Raw genomic sequence first — 16,261 nt, 5'->3', positions numbered from 1 at the left:
AGCCGGTCCACCGCCCCTTGCCGTGCTATCCGGCGCGGCGCTCCTGCGGGTACACGAGGCCGATGCGCTCCCGCACGGCGTCGAGCACCCGCATGATGCCGACCGACTGCTGCGCCGGCATCCGCTCGCTGGTGGTCCTGCCGGAGCGCACGAGCTCCTCCAGCTCGAGGGCCTGGTACTGCATGCCGCGGCCCGCCGTCTCGGGATGCGAGGTGCGGATGATGTTCCGCTGCGGGTCCAGGACCGTGTAGCCGGTGGGCGTGTACCAGGTGTGCTCGATCTCGATCGAGCCGCCCGTGCCGAGGATCACCGCGCGGTTGCTGCCGCCGAGGTTCGACGCGGCGACGAACAGCGTCGTGGCGCCGCCCTCGTGCGTGAGGGTGCCCTGCACGCGCTGGTCGACCCCGGTCGGCGTGAACGTCGCGGTCGCGTCGACGGCCGTCGGCAGCCCGAACAGGTCGACGGCGAAGGAGATCGGGTAGATGCCGAGGTCGAGCAGCGCGCCGCCCCCGAGCTCCGGATCGTTCATCCGGTGCGACGGATCGGACGGCAGGGCCTGGATGTGCTCGGCGATGAGCACCTGCGGCTCCCCGATGTCGCCGGCGGCGATCGCCGCGTGGATCTCGGCCATGTGCGGCAGGAAGCGCGTCCACATCGCCTCGAGCAGCACGAGGCCGCGCTCCTCGGCGAGCGCGACGAGCTCCTCGGCCTCCGCGGCGTTCAGCGTGAAGGGCTTCTCGACGAGCACGTGCTTGCCGTGCTCGAGCGCGACCCGCGCCGCTTCGGCGTGCGCGGGGTGCGTCGTCCCGACATAGACCACGTCGACGGTCGGATCCGCGGCGAGCTCCGCCCAGGAGCCGTGCGCGTGCGGGATGCCGTGCTCCGCGGCGAACGTCTCCGCGCGCTCCGCGGTGCGGCTGCCGACCGCGGTGACCCGCAGCCCCGCGTCCTGCAGGTCCTTGGTGAAGACCTGCGCGATCCACCCCGTCGCCAGGATGCCCCAGCCGAGCCCCTCATCCGTCATCGGTACCTCCACGCGGAGGCTAGCGGAGGTGCCTCCACCCGCTCCGGTGCGCTCTTGCGACCCCGGGCGCGCAACGAAGAAGGACCGCCCCTTCGGGACGGTCCTTCTTCGTTGAGCCGCCCGGGGGAATCGAACCCCCGACCTATTCATTACGAGTGAATCGCTCTGCCGACTGAGCTAGGGCGGCGTACGGCGCCATCGAGTGTAGTTCATCCGCCGGCGGCGGTCCGGATGGCGCGGCCTCAGACCCCCAGGGCGGCGGGGTCGCCGGAGGCGATCACGTCGGCGGCGATGTCGCGGAACTCGCGGTGGCTCGCGAGCACGGAGGCGCCGAGCGACGAGGTGCCGCCCGCTGCGACCCACCGGCTCCAGCCGTGCCGGAGCACCGCGCCGGCCATCAGCACCACCAGGCCGGCACGCTGCGCGACGGCCTGCTCGTCCACCGAGACGCCTGCGCGGTCCGCGTCGGCCCGCAGCCGGAGAGTCGCTGCGCGCACGGCGAGCTGCTGGAACCGCTGCGTCTCCGCCACCCGGAGCCCGAGCAGCTGCGGCTCCCGCTCGAGCACCTCCTTGCGCAGCCGGTGCACCTCGACGTCATCGGTGTCGTCGATGTTCGCGGCGATCATGCCCACGAGATCGGTGAGCACGTCCCGGTTCCCCGCGACGAACCGGTCGAGCTGCTCCTGCGGCACCTCGAAGGGCCCGGGAGCGCCGGCGATCGCCTCCTCCTTGGATGCGAAGTAGTTGAAGAACGTGCGCGGCGACACCTGCGCCGCACGGCAGGCGTCGTCGATCGTCGCGTTCTCGAGCCCGCGCTCGAGCGCCCCGCGGAGCAGCGCGACCTGCAGCGCCCGTCGCGTCGCCCGGCGCTTCTGCTCGCGAAGGCCGAGGCCGTCGTCGCTCATCGCCGCATCCTGCCACGGCAGGGAGAACGGCGGGAGGTCATCCGCACATCACCGGCGACGGGACCGTGCCCGCGGTGAAGAAGGCGTCGACCCGCTGGTTCACGCACGGCACGTGGTTGCGGTACGCCGTGTGCCCCTGGCCGCGCCAGCCGATCAGCACCCCGTGCTGCAGCTGCGACGCGAGGCTCTGCGCCCACGAGAACGGCGTGGCCGGGTCGCCGGTGGTGCCGAGCACCAGGATCGGCGGCGAACCCGTGGCGTGCACACGATGCTGCACCGCCGTCGGCTTCACCGGCCAGTGCGCGCACACCTGGTCCCCCAGGCTCTCCCCGGTGTCCGCGGCGCGCAGCGGATCCGCGGCCGTCAGCTGGCGTCCCTCCTCGGCGAGCACCGCGGGATCGGTCTCGACGGGCTTATCGAGGCAGTCGACGGCGTACAGCGCCTCGAACAGGTTGTCGGCGTAGCCGTGCGCCGTACGGTCCGTGTAGGAGTCGGCGAGCTCGAGCGTGGTCGTCGGGTCCCCCTTCAGCACCTGCGCGAGCGCCTGGGTGAGCGCCGGCCAGTCGCGCTCGTCGTAGAGGGCCGCGTCGATCGCGGTGCGCAGCACGGCGGAGTTCACCTTCCGGCCGTCCTTCGCCCTGAGCGGCGACTCCCGCAGGCGCACGAGCAGCGTCGCGATCGTCGCCGTCGCCTCGTCGACGGTCATCCGGTCGAACGGGCACCCGGCGGTCGCGATGCAGTGCGCGAGATAGGTCTGGAGGGCGGCGCCGAAGGCCTTCGTGTTGGCGAGGTTCTCGTCGAACGCGGTGTTCGCCGGGTCGACGGCGCCGTCGAGCGCCATGCGCCCGACACGGGTCGGGTAGCGGTCCGCGTAGAGCGCCCCGATGAGGGTGCCGTAGGAGAACCCGAAGTAGTCGAGCCTCGGCGAGCCGACGTCGCCGCGCAGCATGTCGAGGTCCTGCACGGTGCTCTCGGTGTCGACGTGCGCGAGCAGCGGTCCCGTCTTCGCCTTGCAGGCGGCGCCGAACGCGGTGTCCGTGGCCTTCACGTGCCGGGCGAGGGCGGCGCTGCCATCGGGGAGGTTCGGATCGTCGAAGAGGAACCCGTCGAGCTGCTTCGTGCCGTAGCAGTCGACGGCGGGCGTCGAGTGGCCGACCCCGCGCGGGTCCCACGCCACGATGTCGTACGAGTCGAGGAGCGACTGGTCGAAGAACGCGGATGCGCTGCCCTGCAGGAAGTCGACACCCGAGACGCCGGGGCCGCCCGGGTTCATGAACAGCGTGCCGATGCGGTGACCCGACGCCGGGTGCTGCGTGAGCGCCAGGTGGATGCGGGGACCGCTCGGGTCCTTCCAGTCGAGCGGCGCGACGGCGGTCGTGCACCGGAAGCCGTTCCCGCAGTCCTTCCACACGAGCCGCTGGCCGTAGTACGGGCGCAGCGGAGCCGCGACCGCGGTCACCGGAGCCGGCGTGGACGTCACCGTGGGCAGCGGGAAGCCGCTGCAGCCGCTCAGCAGCAGCGCCGAGGCGACGGCGAGCGCGGCGAGCGCCGCCCGCGCGCGCCTCATGCCCGCGATCTCGCCAGGACGGTGGTCACGAGGAGCGCCTCGAGCGTGAGCAGCGGGGTCACGTTGGCGGGCAGGCGGCGCCGGGCGTCGCCGATCGCGTCGAGGACCGCAAGGGTGGCGGTCGTCGGGGTGGCGGCGGCCAACCGGTCGACGCGGTCCGCCCACGCGGCGTTCACGGGCGGCAGTCCCCCGTCCAGCTGGCGAACGAGCACGTCCCGGTACACCGAGAGCAGGTCGACGAGCACGCGGTCGACGCTGTCGCGGAGGCCGCGGGTGGCCCGCCGCTTCTGATCCTCCTCGAGCTGCTTCAGCGTGCTGCGGAGCGCCGGTGGCACGGTGCCACCGGGCTCGACGCCCATCGAGCGCAGCGCGGACGCGCGCTCGGCCTCGTCGCGCTGCTCCGTGAGCGCCGCGGAGTCCGCCTTCGCCACGTCGAGCAGCCGCTGCGCCGCGCGCACGGCCTGCGGCACGCTGCTCGCGTCGAGCACGATCGAGATGGTCTCGTCACGACGGCGCCGCGCCTCGGCGTCGGTGGCGAGCCGGTGCGCCATGCCGATGTGGCTCTGCGCCTCCTCGGCGGCGCGGAGCGCGAGGGCGCGGTCGACGCCGTCGCGGCGCACGAGCAGGTCCGCGACCTCGCCGGGGTCCGGCACCCGCAGCCGCACGGTCCGCACCCGCGAGCGGATGGTGGGCAGCAGGTCTGCCTCGCTCGGCGCGCAGAGGATCCAGACGGTGCGCTCCGGGGGCTCCTCGAGAGCCTTGAGGAGCACGTTGGAGGTGCGCTCCGTCATCCGGTCGGCGTCCTCGACGACGAGCACCCGGTAGTGCGCGACGGAGGGTGAGTACTGGGCGGCCGTCACGAGCCGCCGCACCTCGTCGATGGTGATGGTGACGCGTTCGGAGGCGAGCACGGCGAGGTCGGGATGGGTGCGGGCCTCCACCTGGGCGGCGATCCGCGGATCCGTCTCGCCGTCCGGTGAGAGCAGCGCGGTCGCGAACGCGTAGGCGAGGTTCGACCGGCCGGATCCGGGTGGCCCGGTGATCAGCCAGGCGTGCGTCATCGCGCCGGTCGAGTCGGCGCCGCGATGCGCGTCGCGGGCCGCGGCGGCGATCGTCTCGATCGCCCGCTCCTGCCCGACGAGCTCCTCGAACGGCGCCGATCCGCTCATCACTCGGCCAGCAGCGGTTCGAGCGCAACGCGGATCCCGGCCTGCACCTCGTCGGCGGGCCGCGACGCGTCGACGACGAGGAACCGCCCCGGCTCCGCGGCGGCGGCGGCGAGGAACGCCTCCCGCACGCGCTGGTGGAACGCGTCGTCCTCCGCCTCGAGCCGGTCGAAGCGCGTGCGCTCGGCCCGGCGCTCCCGCCCGATGCGGGGGTCGAGGTCGAGCAGCACGGTCAGCCGGGGCAGGAGGCCGCCGACCGCCCAGAGCGAGAGGCGCTTGACCTCCTCGGGGTCGAGCACCCGGCCGGCGCCCTGGTAGGCGACGGAGGAGTCGAGGTAGCGGTCCTGCAGCACGACGTCGCCCCGGGCGAGCGCCGGCTCGACGACGGTCGCGACGTGATGCGCCCGATCCGCGGCATAGAGCAGCGCCTCGGCGCGCGGGGCGACCGGGCCCTCCCTGTGGAGCACCAGGTCGCGGATCGCGAGCCCGAGATCGGTGCCGCCGGGCTCGCGGGTGCGCACCACGGTGCGGCCGCGTTCCGTCAGCCAGGCCTCGAGCCGCTCCGCCTGCGTGGTCTTGCCGGCGGCGTCGCCGCCCTCGAGGGTGACGAAGAGCCCGTTCACGCGCTCTTCGGGGTGCGCTTCTTCGCCGGGGTCGAGCCGGTGCGGGCGCGTGCCGTGGTCTTCTTCGGCGCCGGCCCCTTCGCCCGCTTGTCCGCGAGCATCTGCACGGCGTCCGCGAACTCCACGGCCAGCGGGTCCTGCCCGCGCGGCACGGTGACGTTCGTCTCCCCGTCGGTGACGTACGCGCCGAAGCGGCCGTCCTTGATCCGGATCGGCTTGCCGCTGACCGGGTCGGCGTCGAACTCCTTCAGCGCGCTCGACGCCCGCCGCGCGCCGTACTTCGGCTGCGCGAACAGCTCGAGTGCGCTGGGCAGGTCGATCGCGAAGATGCTGTCCTCGTCGGGCAGCGTGCGGGTGTCGGTGCCCTTCTTCAGGTAGGGCCCGTACCGACCGTTCTGCGCCGTGATCGGCTCCCCGCTCTCGGGGTCGTCGCCGACCGCGCGCGGCAGGTCGAGCAGCTGCACCGCGGTGGGGAGGTCGACCGAGTCGGGCGACATGGACTTGAACAGCGACGCGGTGCGCGGCTTCGGCGCACCCTTCTTCGCGGCCTCGTCCTCGGGGATCAGCTCGGTGACGTACGGCCCGTAGCGGCCGTCCTTCGCGACGATCGTGCGGCCGGTCTCCGGGTGCGCGCCGAGCACCCGGTCCTCCTGCGGCGGCGCCGAGACGAGCTCGCGCGCCTTCGCCTCGGTGAGCTCGTCGGGTGCGAGGTCCGGCGGCAGGTTGACCCGCCGCGGGGTGCTCGTCTCCTTCAGCTCACCGCTCTCGGGGTCGACTGCCGGCTCGCCGGGCTCCACGACCTCGAGGTACGGCCCGTACTTGCCGATGCGGAGCGTGATGTCGTCGGACAGGCGGATGGAGTTGATCGACTTCGCGTCGATGTCGCCGAGGTTGTCGACGACGCCGCGGAGGCCCGGGTGGCCGGCGACGCCGAAGTAGAACTCGCGCAGCCAGTCGACACGGTCCCGCTCGCCGTCGGCGATCCGGTCGAGGTCGTTCTCCATCTCGGCGGTGAAGTCGTAGGCGACGAGGTCCCCGAAGAAGTCCTCGAGCAGGCGGACCACGGAGAACGCGATCCAGTTCGGCACGAGGGCGGTGCCGCGGGCGCTCACGTAGCCGCGGTCGACGATGGTGGAGAGGATCGACGCGTAGGTGGAGGGACGCCCGATGCCGAGCTCCTCGAGGGCCTTCACCAGGCTCGCTTCCGTGTAGCGCGGCGGTGGGCTCGTCTCGTGCCCGTTGGCCTCGGGCTCGCGGGGCGTCAGCGCCTGGCCGGTCGCGAGCTGCGGCAGCTTCGCATCGGCCTCGGAGTCCGCGTTGCGCTCCTCGTCGCGGCCCTCCTCGTAGGCGAGCAGGAAGCCGCGGACCGTGATGACGGTGCCGCTCGCGGTGAACTCCGCGTTGCGGCCGCCGGCGGTGACGCCGACCACGACGGTGGCTGTCGAGCCGCGGGCGTCGACCATCTGCGACGCGACCGTGCGCCGCCAGATGAGCTCGTAGAGCCGCAGGTCGTTCGTGCCGAGGGTGCCGCGGAGCTCGTCGGGGGTGCGGAAGGTGTCGCCGGACGGGCGGATGGCCTCGTGGGCCTCCTGCGCGTTCTTCGAGCGGCCGGAGTAGGTGCGGGGCGCGTCGGGCACGGTCTCGGCACCGAAGAGCCGCGCGGCCTGCGAGCGGGCGGCCTGGATCGCCTGCGCCGACAGCGACGGCGAGTCGGTCCGCATGTAGGTGATGTAGCCGTTCTCGTACAGCCCCTGCGCGACGGACATCGTCTGCTTCGCCGAGAAGCGCAGCTTGCGGGCCGCCTCCTGCTGGAGCGTGGAGGTCGTGAACGGCGCGGCGGGACGACGCGTGTACGGCTTCGACTCCACCGAGAGCACGATGCCCTGCGGCTGCTCCTGCTCGATCGCCGTGACGAGGCCGCGAGCGGACTCGCCGTCGAGCAGCAGGGCCTCGCCCTTCAGCCGTCCGCGGTCGTCGAAGTCGCGGCCGGTCGCGATGCGGCGGCCGTCGAGCCGGGCGAGCCGTGCGGCGAAGTCCTGGCCGGTCTCTGGGGCGAAGCGGGCGGAGACGTCCCAGTAGCCTGCGGGCACGAACGCGAGGCGCTCCCGCTCCCGGTCGACGACCAGGCGGGTGGCTGCGGACTGCACGCGGCCCGCGGAGAGGCCCGGGCCGACCTTGCGCCAGAGCACCGGCGACACCTCGTAGCCGTAGAGCCGGTCGAGGATGCGGCGGGTCTCCTGCGCGTCCACGAGAGCGGTGTCCAGCTCCCGCGTGTTGTCTCGGGCGTGGGCGATGGCGTCCTTGGTGATCTCGTGGAAGACCATCCGCTTGACGGGCACCTTCGGCTTCAGCACCTCGAGGAGGTGCCACGCGATGGCCTCGCCCTCGCGGTCCTCATCAGTGGCGAGGTAGAGCTCGTCCGCGTCCTTCAGCGCCCGCTTCAGGTCGGAGACCGTCTTCTTCTTCTGGTCGGAGACGACGTAGTAGGGCTCGAATCCGTTCTCGACGTCCACTGAGAACTTGCCCATCGAGCCCTTCTTCAGCTCCGCGGGCAGGTTCTTGGGCTCGATGAGGTCACGGATGTGGCCCACCGAGGCCTGCACCTCGTACTCGGGCCCGAGGTACTTCGCGATCGTCTTCGCCTTCGCGGGCGACTCGACGATCACCAGCTTCTTCGTGCCGGGCACGGTCCTCCTTCTTCGAACGGCTCGAGTGCTGTGCGGGCCGCCGATCCCGCACACCATACACACGGCGGTCGGACCCTCCGCGCAACAAGTCGACCGACGGACGGCCGGGAGGACCCGCGTGAGCGGCCGCTGGAAGCGTCAGTCCGAGGGCCGAGACGGCCACCTCGACCCGCACGTCCGTGCCGGCCTGACGGCACCGCACGATCCGCGCGTCATCCGCCCGCGCCGTCTCCGCCGCTCGGTCGCAGGGTATCCCGGGCAGCGCGCCGAGCGCCGTGTCGGCCGCGGCGAGCGCCGCCGCGTCGGCCGCTGCGGCGGCGCGCTGGTGGGCGCCGAGCAGCACGACGACCGGCGCGAGCCCGGCGAGCAGGAGGAGCATCGCGACCACGATCCCCACCGCGAGCACCGTCGCCGAGCCGGACTCCGACCGGCGGCTCACGGTGCGAGCGCGCAGGCGGTGCCGACCACCGGCACGGCGAGCCCCAGGATCCTCGCCGGCGCTCCGGTGTGCGCGCAGACCAGGCCGGACCGGCGATCGAAGGCCACCGATCCGGCCCCAGCAGCGACCGCGCTCGCCGTCGCGGCATCGACGGGGTCGCCTCGGGCCACGCTCCGGCTCGCCACCGCGGCAGCCGTGTCGAGCCGGGCCTGCTCGACGCCGACACGGAGCGCGCCGAGGCACGCGGCAAGCACGAGCAGCACCGCAGGCAGGGCCACGGCGAGCTCGGCGGTCACCGTGCCGGCGTCCTCCGTGTCACGCCGGCAGCGCGAGCGCATGGCGGATCAGATCCGTGAGCATGCCGCGCACCTCGTCGGACCGGAGCACCACGACGAGCAGGGCGGCGAAGCCGACCGCTGCGATCGTGGCGATGGCGTACTCCGCGGTGACCGCGCCGGACTCGTCGCGCGGATCGAGACCCGTGCTGGCCGCGAGCACCGTCGCGAGGGTGGACCGGAGCATCTCGTACCTCTTTCTCTATTGACGTGCGCACGGACAGCAGATGGTCCCGCGCCGGTCGGCGATGGGATCGCCCCTCGTGCAGCCGACCACCGGTCTCGTCACCAGACGAGGGCTGTGGAGGAGAGGACGGCAAGCCCGATGGGAAGGGCGCCGGCCAGCAGGAACGCTGGCAGCACGAGCGCACCGAGCGGGACGAGCAGGCGGGAGGCCAGTGCGGCGGCCCGGCGCCCGGCCTCGGCGAGCGCCGCGCGCCGCACCCGGTCGGCTTCGGCGTCCAGCAGCGCAGCGAGCGGGGCGCCCGAGCGCTCGGCGAACGCCAGCAGCCGGCCGACCGCGGCGACGTCGCCCGGAACGGCCAGTCCCGCAGCCGCCGCGGCTCCTTCGGCGTCGGCGAGCGCGGCAGCGGTGGGCCGTCCGGCGCGAACGGACAGCGCGACGAGCTCGAGGCCGACGCCCCGCTCCCACGGTACGGCCGAGGCCTGGCGGATGAGCCGCGCGCTCCAGTGGCGCGCCGCGAGCAGCAGCACGACGGCGAGGACCATCGCGGCGCCGCCGAGCGGGGTGGTAGCGGCGCCCGGCACGTCGAAGCCGAAGGCCCAGCCGAGCAGGGCGCACGCGGGCGGCAGCAGGAGCGTGAGGCGCGCGCTCGCCGCGGGTCCGGCGACCGAGGTGGCGACCGCCCGGTGGAGCTCGGCGGCGGCGCGCTGCCCGTCGGCGGCCCGGGTCAGCGCCTCGGCCAGCGGCGCCCCGACCGCGGCGGCGAGATCGGCGAGCAACGCCACCCTCGTCCAGTGCTCGCCGCCGGCCGAGCCCGCGATCGCGGGCAGGAGCGGCCGGCCGCGGTGTGCGGCGTCCGCGGCCGCCGCGGCCAACACGGCGAGCTCGGGCGTCTCGGCGGAGTCGGCGAGGTACCGCCAGGCCGCGTCCGGGCCGGCGCCGGCGCGCACCAGGGCGACCAGGCGGTCGACCGCGCCGGCCACGTCGTCCAGCACCTCTGCCGGGTCCGGTCGCCGCCGCCAGGGTGGGCTCATCCGGCCGGCACGATCTCGAGACCGGGACCGGCGAAGCGCCCGATGCGGTCGACGCGGCGGCGGCCGCCGTCGCGGGCGAGGTGGACGACGAGGTCGACGGCTGCCACGACCTGCCGCCCGAGGGCATCGGGCCCGAGGCCGGCCAGCGCGCCGAGCGCCTCCAGCCGCGCCCCGACCCCGGCGATACCGGTGCTGTGCAGGGTTCCCGCTCCCCCGTCGTGCCCGGTGTTCATCGCGGCCAGCAGCTCGACGATCTCCGCGCCCCGGCACTCCCCGACGACGAGGCGGTCGGGCCGCATCCGCAGCGCCTCCCGCACGAGCCGGGCGAGCCCGACGCCGCCGGCGCCGTCCGCGTTCGGTTGCCGGGCCTCGAGACCCACGACGTGCGGGTGGTCGATCACGAGCTCGGCGACGTCCTCGACCGTCACGATCCGCTCCGTCGGCGGGACCTCGGCCAGGAGTGCGGCGAGCAGTGAGGTCTTGCCGCTGCCGGCCGGGCCGCAGATGAGGAGGTTGCGCCGCTCGCCCACGGCGCTCCGCAGCCGCTCGCCCTGCTCGGGTGTGAGCATCCCGGCGCCCTCGAGGTCGGCGAGGCGCCACGGCTCGGCTCGTGCGATCCGCACGGAGAGCAGCGGCCCGGCGGTGCTGACGGGCGGCAGCACCGCATGGGCCCGGATGCCGCCGGGCAGCCGGACGTCGACGCACGGGGTCGCGTCGTCGAGGTGCCGGCCGCCGGAGGCCACGATCCCGACGGCCAGCCGCCGGGCCGCGACGGGGTCGACGGGGCGCCAGTGCGGGGAGACGACGAGTCCGGCGCCCCGGTCGAGCCACAGGCGCCCGAGGCCGTCGACGAGCAGGTCGGTGACCGCCGGATCCGCGGCGAACGGCGCGAGCGCGCCGAGCGCCCCGTGGTCGGGCACCTTCGGGCGCACCGCCATCGGTCCGGGCGTCTCCGTGCCGTCCGCCGGGGCCGCGGTGCGCCGGATCGGGACGAAGGGCTCCACCACGGGAGCACGGTACGAGGGCCGGTTCCTCGCGGCTTCAGGCGATCGCGTCGACCCTGCAGCCGACGAGTCAGGGAGCCCTGTGGAGGAGGGGACGGCCCGTGCGATCAGGAGCGGCAGCGATGCCGGGCTTCCCGGCGGTCACGGCCTCGGCGCCGGAAAAAGAAGGGGCGGCACCTATTGGGGGGAACAGGTGCCGCCTCAGCAGCGCTCGATTGGGGGGAATCGAAGGGCGCCGCAAGCCAAGCTCTTCACTCGACGGATCCGAGTGTACCCAGTTCGGGGCGCAGTGCAAGCATTGCCGCGCGGCCTGTCGCACGGCGTGTCGCCCGCCGTTCCGGGGAAGTCGCCCCCGCTCCGCCCACCCGCGCCGGGAGGACGTCACGCCGTGGCGAAGCCCGGGTGTCGCATCCCGGTGCGCCGGGGTGACGCGACCCCGCCTCGCCACTCCCGGAGCACGTCGGCAGGACATGTTCGCTGCAGCAGGAGCCGCGAGGCAGGTGAGCGGAGCCCGCCGTTCCGGGCTCACCGGAACTGGACGACGAGCTCCACCTCGACCGGCGAGCCGAGCGGCAGGGCGGCCACGCCGACCGCCGAGCGAGCGTGGCGGCCGTGCTCGCCGAAGACGTCGACCAGCACCTGGGAAGCGCCGTTGATCACGCGGGGCTGCTCGGTGAAGCCGGGCGCGGATGCGACGAATCCCGTCACCTTCACGACACGGCTGACCCGATCGAGTCCGCCGAGCACCGAGGCGACCGCGGCGAGGGCGTTCAGCGCCGCGACGCCGGCGAGGTCGGCGGCGTCCTCGACCGAGACGTCCTGGCCGAGCAGGCCGGTTCGGGCGAGCTCCCCGTCGACGAAGGGCAGCTGCCCGGCGGTCCACACCAGGTCGCCCGCGACGACTGCGGGCACGTAGGCGCCCGCCGGCGAGGCGACCTGCGGCAGCGCGAGCCCGAGCTCCTCGAGTCGGTCGGCGATCGCCATCAGGCCTGCTCCGCCGGACGCTTCAGATAGGCGACGAGGCCGCCTTCCGGGCCCTGCACGATCTGCACGAGCTCCCACCCCTGCGATCCCCACGTGTTCAGGATCGCCGTCGTGTTGTGGATCAGCAGCGGTGTCGTGGCGTACTCCCAGGCGGGCATCGGGTGACCTCCGTTTTGGGGGTTGCGGCGCGCCCCGCAGGCGCGTCGAAGCCCGTCCGTACCATCGATCCTATGTCCGCCCGCTCCGGACGCCCTCGGGGCGTCGCCTCTGCCCTGCTCGGGATGCTCGGGGTGGCCGTCGTCGCCGGACTCATGATCACGGTCGGCGTCGCCCCCGCCATCGCGCTCACCGGGGTCGGTGCCAAGAACGGCATCGGCCTCTTCGAGAACCTCCCCGACGACCTCAAGATCGCGCAGCTGCAGCAGAAGACGGAGATCTACGCGAACTCCGGCGGCAAGGCCGTGCGCATCGCGTCCTTCTACAACCAGAACCGCGTGGTCATCCCGTGGAAGGACGTGCCGACCACGGTGAAGAACGCCACCCTCGCGGCCGAGGACGTGCGGTTCTACACCCACGGCGGGGTCGACCCCACCGGCATCCTCCGCGCCCTCGTGTCGGACATCGGGCACGGCGGCCAGCAGGGTGCCTCGACGATCACGCAGCAGTACGTGAAGAACGTCTGCATCCAGGAGGCCGAGCTGCTGTCGACGCAGGCTGCGGTCGACGCGGCGTACGCGGACTGCACGGGTGGCATCAGCCGCAAGCTGAAGGAGGCCCGGCTCGCGATCGGCCTCGAGAAGAAGTACTCGAAGAACGACATCCTTCTCGGCTACCTGAACATCGCCGGGTTCGGCGGTCAGATCTACGGCATCGAGGCGGCCGCCGAGTACTACTTCCGCACCCACGCGAAGGACCTGACGAACGCGCAGGCCGCGAGCCTGATGGCGATCGTGAACGCGCCGAACGACCTGAAGATCGACGACAAGGCGAACATTCAGGCCAACACCGTCCGCCGCGACTACATCCTCGACACCGAGCTGAAGCACCACCTCATCTCACAGGCCGACCACGACGTGGCGATCAAGACGCCGGTGAAGCCGCGGATCACCCCCACGCAGACCGGCTGCGCGCAGGCCAAGGCCGCCGCCTACTTCTGCAACTACGTCGTCAACCTCGTGCGTCAGAACCCGGCGTTCGGCGCGACCGAGGGCCAGCGCTACAACAACCTGCAGAGCGCGGGCTGGAAGATCTACACCACGCTCGACCTCGACCTCGAGAACAAGGCGAAGGCCACGATGAGCCGGTACGTGCCGGCGAAGTCGCCCTCCGGCACGGACCTCGGCGGCGCGGCCGTGACGGTGCAGGTCGGCACCGGCAAGATCCTCTCGATGGTCCAGAGCAAGACCTTCAACGAGAGCCAGAGCTCCACCAAGGCCGGCTACACGACGACGGCCCTGAACTGGAACGTCGACCACGTCTACGGCGGATCCACGTACGGCTTCCAGCCCGGCTCGACGTACAAGCTCTTCACCCTGCTCGACTGGTTCAAGAACGGCCACGGCGTCTACGAGACCGTCAACGGCACCGCCCGCACCCTGCCTGCCGGCGACCTGAAGGCCTGCGGGAAGCCCGCAGGCTCCTGGCACGTGGGCAACGACGCCGCAGGTGAGGGCGGCATGCAGACCGTCTACAGCGCCACCGCACGAAGCGTGAACGGCGCGTTCGCCTCGATGGCGGAGAAGCTCGACCTCTGCGACATCCAGCAGATGTCGAAGGCCCTCGACGTGCACCGGGGCGATGGGACCGACACCGGCACGAACCCCTCCTCGATCCTCGGCACCGACACGGTGGCCCCGCTCACCATGGCGACCGCCTACGCGGGCATCGCCGACCAGGGTCTCGTCTGCTCGCCCGTGGCGATCGACAAGATCGTCACGAGCACCGGCAAGCAGGTCAACGTGCCGGCGAGCGACTGCAAGCAGGGCGTACCGAAGAACATCGCGATCGCGGCCGGCTACACGCTGCACGGCGTCTTCGGCGGCGGTGGCACCGCGGCCGGGGACGAGGGCCCGCTGAACGGAGCCTTCGGCATGGTGAAGACCGGCACGACCGACAACGCCACGAACACGTGGGAGGTCGGCGGCACGACGAAGACGACCACCGCGGTGTGGGTCGGCAACGTCAACGGCGGGACGAATCTCCGCAACGTCTACAGCTTCCCGGGGTGTGCGGGGACGGGCCAGGCTGCCCAGGCCCGCCACTGCATCTGGCAGGAGATCGCCGGCGCCAACGCAGTGAAGTACCCGGGTGACACGACCTGGCCGACGCCCGACGCCCAGTTCCTCTACGGCCAGCAGATCTCCGTGCCGAACGTGGCGGGGCTGTCGATGAGCGACGCGACCTCGACGCTGCAGAAGGCGGGCTTCACGGTGAAGACCGGGCAGCCCCAGGCGTCCGCTGTCACCGCAGGGCTCGCCGCCGGCACGAACCCCGTTGCCGGCACCGAGGCGACGCCCGGCTCGGCGATCACGCTGTTCCCGAGCTCCGGCCCGGCACCCGTGCTCCCGACCCCTGCCCCGACGCCCGGGGCGGGACAGCCCGGGGCGGTGCCGGACGTCATGGGGCACCAGGTCGGCGAGGCCGTCGGTGAGATCGAGGCGGTCGGACTCATCCCGCAGGTGAACTACTTCAAGGGCGGCCCGAACGACTGCACCGTCGGCTTCGAGAGCCCGACCGGCGGCCAGCCCGCGCCCCAGGACAAGACGGTCCACCTCATCGTCAAGGGCTCCAAGGAGCAGTGCAAGGCGTGAGCGGGCCGGTGAAGGCGGTGCTCGCGGCGGGCGCCGCCACCGCCGCCTGGGGTGTGCTCGTCGAGCGGGAGCTCTTCACGATCCGCCGCGCGACGCTGCCGGTGCTCCCCGCCGGCTCCCCCGATCTCACCGTCCTGCACCTCTCGGACCTGCACATGGCGCCCTGGCAGCGTCACAAGCAGCGGTTCGTGCGGGAGCTCGGCGAGCTCGAGCCGGACCTCGTCGTGGACACCGGCGACAACCTCGGGCATCCGATCGGCCTGCTCGGCCTCAAGGCCGCGCTCGAGCCGTTCCGGGGCGTGCCCGGGGTGCAGGTGCACGGGTCGAACGACTACTGGGCACCGGTCCCGAAGAACCCGTTCCGCTACTTCGCGGGGCCGTCCTCGTCGACACCCATGCCGCGGCGCCTCGACACCGCCGCGCTCGACGACTTCCTCGGCGAGCTCGGCTGGACCGACCTGAACAACCGGACGGCGCGGCTCACGATCAAGGGTCTGCCGATCGACCTGATCGGCGTCGACGATCCGCACCGCGAGTACGACCGTCTCGACGCGCTCGACGAGGGCGTGGCCCGGCTGCGCGCCCTCGAACCCCGTGCCGCGCTCACGCTCGGCGTCGCCCACGCGCCCTACCGCCGCATCCTGGACGACTTCACGGACCGGGGCGCGGACCTGCTGCTCGCCGGGCACACCCACGGCGGCCAGGTGTGCGTGCCCGGGTTCGGCGCCCTCGTCACGAACTGCGACATCCCCCGGCAGCAGGTGAAGGGCGTCAGCGAGTGGCGGCACGGCCCGCGCGCCGCCACGCTCAACGTCTCGGCAGGCCTCGGCACCTCGATCTACGCGCCGGTGCGCTTCGCGTGCCGCCCCGAGGTGTCGCTGCTCACCCTCACCGCTCGCTAGCGCCGAGAGAAAGGGCTGGTCAGAGGCGGCTTCACCCGCATCGTCTAGGAGCCCGTGAGGCCGTTTGCCCACATTTTGCCCACAACTGCGGGATCGATCCGCTCATTGAGGCGCCCCGCGACGGCGTCGAGGTCGTCATCGAAGAGGTCGGCGTAGACGTCGAGGGTCATGGCCGCCGAGGCGTGTCCGAGCATCCGTTGCACGGCTTTGACGTTGGCTCCGGACTGCACCGCGAGGCTGGCTGCCGTGTGCCGGAGGTCGTGCGGCGTCAGGCGCTCAAGTCCGGCTCTCCTGCTGGCGTATCCGAACCAGCCGTTGTCGTTTCGCACCCGCCGCAGGTGGCCGCCGTACTTCCCGTCGAAGACGAGGCTGTCGGGTCCTTTGCCCTCGCAGGCCCGAGCGAGCAGCGGCGCAAGCGCCTGCGGAAACGGCACCGAGCGTCGCTTGTGGGACTTCGGAGTCCCGACCTCGACGCGGTTCCCGACCTCCACGGCGTTGACCTCGACACTGATGCGGCGCCGCAGCATGTCCAGGTCCCGGACCCGCAGCCCGATGGCCTCAGCCCATCGCAGGCCCGTGTAGGCGAGGACGAGTACG

The 16,261-nt window shown here is 72.9% G+C and carries 16 protein-coding genes and 1 tRNA gene; 2 read left to right on the top strand and 15 right to left on the bottom strand.

Going from position 1 to position 16,261, the window contains the following annotated elements; translation table 11 throughout:
• Positions 1-25: 25 nt before the first annotated feature.
• The 14 genes from VIG76_RS12465 to VIG76_RS12400 form a co-directional block, all read right to left on the bottom strand.
• Complete coding sequence (locus VIG76_RS12465; RefSeq protein WP_331954614.1) at positions 26-1,024, bottom strand: Gfo/Idh/MocA family protein; 999 nt, start codon at positions 1,022-1,024, stop codon at positions 26-28.
• 114 nt (positions 1,025-1,138) lie between these two features.
• Positions 1,139-1,211, bottom strand: a tRNA-Thr gene (locus VIG76_RS12460).
• 55 nt (positions 1,212-1,266) lie between these two features.
• Positions 1,267-1,929 carry a TetR/AcrR family transcriptional regulator gene (locus VIG76_RS12455; RefSeq protein ID WP_331954612.1) on the bottom strand — a complete coding sequence of 221 codons (663 nt, stop codon included), beginning with the start codon at positions 1,927-1,929 and terminating at the stop codon, positions 1,267-1,269.
• Positions 1,930-1,966: 37 nt separating this feature from the next.
• Entirely contained in the window at positions 1,967-3,496 is a 1,530-nt protein-coding gene (locus tag VIG76_RS12450) for an alpha/beta hydrolase (RefSeq protein ID WP_331954610.1), read from the bottom strand.
• The gene (locus VIG76_RS12445; RefSeq protein ID WP_331954608.1) at positions 3,493-4,665 is read right to left on the bottom strand and encodes a DNA polymerase III subunit delta'; all 1,173 of its coding nucleotides are present in this window, start codon (positions 4,663-4,665) and stop codon (positions 3,493-3,495) included. The genes VIG76_RS12450 and VIG76_RS12445 overlap by 4 nt, the downstream gene beginning before the upstream one ends.
• Positions 4,665-5,285: a dTMP kinase gene (gene tmk / locus VIG76_RS12440; RefSeq protein ID WP_331954606.1), complete on the bottom strand. Its 621-nt coding sequence runs from the start codon at positions 5,283-5,285 to the stop codon at positions 4,665-4,667. Before tmk ends, VIG76_RS12445 begins: the two co-directional genes overlap by 1 nt.
• A complete protein-coding gene (gene topA / locus VIG76_RS12435) occupies positions 5,282-7,972 on the bottom strand; it encodes a type I DNA topoisomerase (RefSeq protein ID WP_331954604.1) in 2,691 nt (896 codons plus the stop codon). Before topA ends, tmk begins: the two co-directional genes overlap by 4 nt.
• Entirely contained in the window at positions 7,860-8,411 is a 552-nt protein-coding gene (locus VIG76_RS12430; RefSeq protein WP_331954602.1) for an Rv3654c family TadE-like protein, read from the bottom strand. The genes topA and VIG76_RS12430 overlap by 113 nt, the downstream gene beginning before the upstream one ends.
• Complete coding sequence (locus VIG76_RS12425; protein WP_331954600.1) at positions 8,408-8,707, bottom strand: hypothetical protein; 300 nt, start codon at positions 8,705-8,707, stop codon at positions 8,408-8,410. The genes VIG76_RS12430 and VIG76_RS12425 overlap by 4 nt, the downstream gene beginning before the upstream one ends.
• A gap of 19 nt (positions 8,708-8,726) precedes the next feature.
• Positions 8,727-8,933, bottom strand: coding sequence for a DUF4244 domain-containing protein (locus VIG76_RS12420; RefSeq protein WP_331954598.1), 207 nt, complete (start codon positions 8,931-8,933; stop codon positions 8,727-8,729).
• Positions 8,934-9,031: 98 nt separating this feature from the next.
• Entirely contained in the window at positions 9,032-9,925 is an 894-nt protein-coding gene (locus tag VIG76_RS12415; RefSeq protein WP_331954596.1) for a type II secretion system F family protein, read from the bottom strand.
• Positions 9,926-9,960: 35 nt separating this feature from the next.
• On the bottom strand, positions 9,961-10,971 hold the full coding sequence (locus VIG76_RS12410) for a TadA family conjugal transfer-associated ATPase (protein ID WP_331954594.1): 1,011 nt from the start codon (positions 10,969-10,971) through the stop codon (positions 9,961-9,963).
• A gap of 522 nt (positions 10,972-11,493) precedes the next feature.
• Positions 11,494-11,952, bottom strand: coding sequence for a RidA family protein (locus tag VIG76_RS12405; RefSeq protein ID WP_331954592.1), 459 nt, complete (start codon positions 11,950-11,952; stop codon positions 11,494-11,496).
• Positions 11,952-12,110, bottom strand: a complete 159-nt coding sequence (locus VIG76_RS12400) for a Sp36 family protein (RefSeq protein ID WP_331954590.1) — start codon at positions 12,108-12,110, stop codon at positions 11,952-11,954. The genes VIG76_RS12405 and VIG76_RS12400 overlap by 1 nt, the downstream gene beginning before the upstream one ends.
• Positions 12,111-12,182: 72 nt before the next feature.
• On the opposite strand from VIG76_RS12400, the gene VIG76_RS12395 reads away from it, so the two are divergent.
• Together VIG76_RS12395 and VIG76_RS12390 are read left to right on the top strand one after the other, a co-directional pair.
• Positions 12,183-14,762: a transglycosylase domain-containing protein gene (locus VIG76_RS12395; protein WP_331954588.1), complete on the top strand. Its 2,580-nt coding sequence runs from the start codon at positions 12,183-12,185 to the stop codon at positions 14,760-14,762.
• Positions 14,759-15,664, top strand: coding sequence for a metallophosphoesterase (locus VIG76_RS12390; protein ID WP_331954586.1), 906 nt, complete (start codon positions 14,759-14,761; stop codon positions 15,662-15,664). The genes VIG76_RS12395 and VIG76_RS12390 overlap by 4 nt, the downstream gene beginning before the upstream one ends.
• Before the next feature lie 44 nt (positions 15,665-15,708).
• Here VIG76_RS12390 and VIG76_RS12385 read toward each other — a convergent pair.
• Positions 15,709-16,261 (bottom strand): tyrosine-type recombinase/integrase (locus VIG76_RS12385; RefSeq protein ID WP_331954584.1); only part of this gene is annotated, 553 nt, incomplete at its 5' end.

The organism is Amnibacterium sp. (genome assembly GCF_036559085.1).
Taxonomy (GTDB): Bacteria; Actinomycetota; Actinomycetes; order Actinomycetales; family Microbacteriaceae; genus Amnibacterium.
Note: the sequence above shows the minus strand (reverse complement) of the source record. Positions and strands in the feature narration are given on the sequence as shown.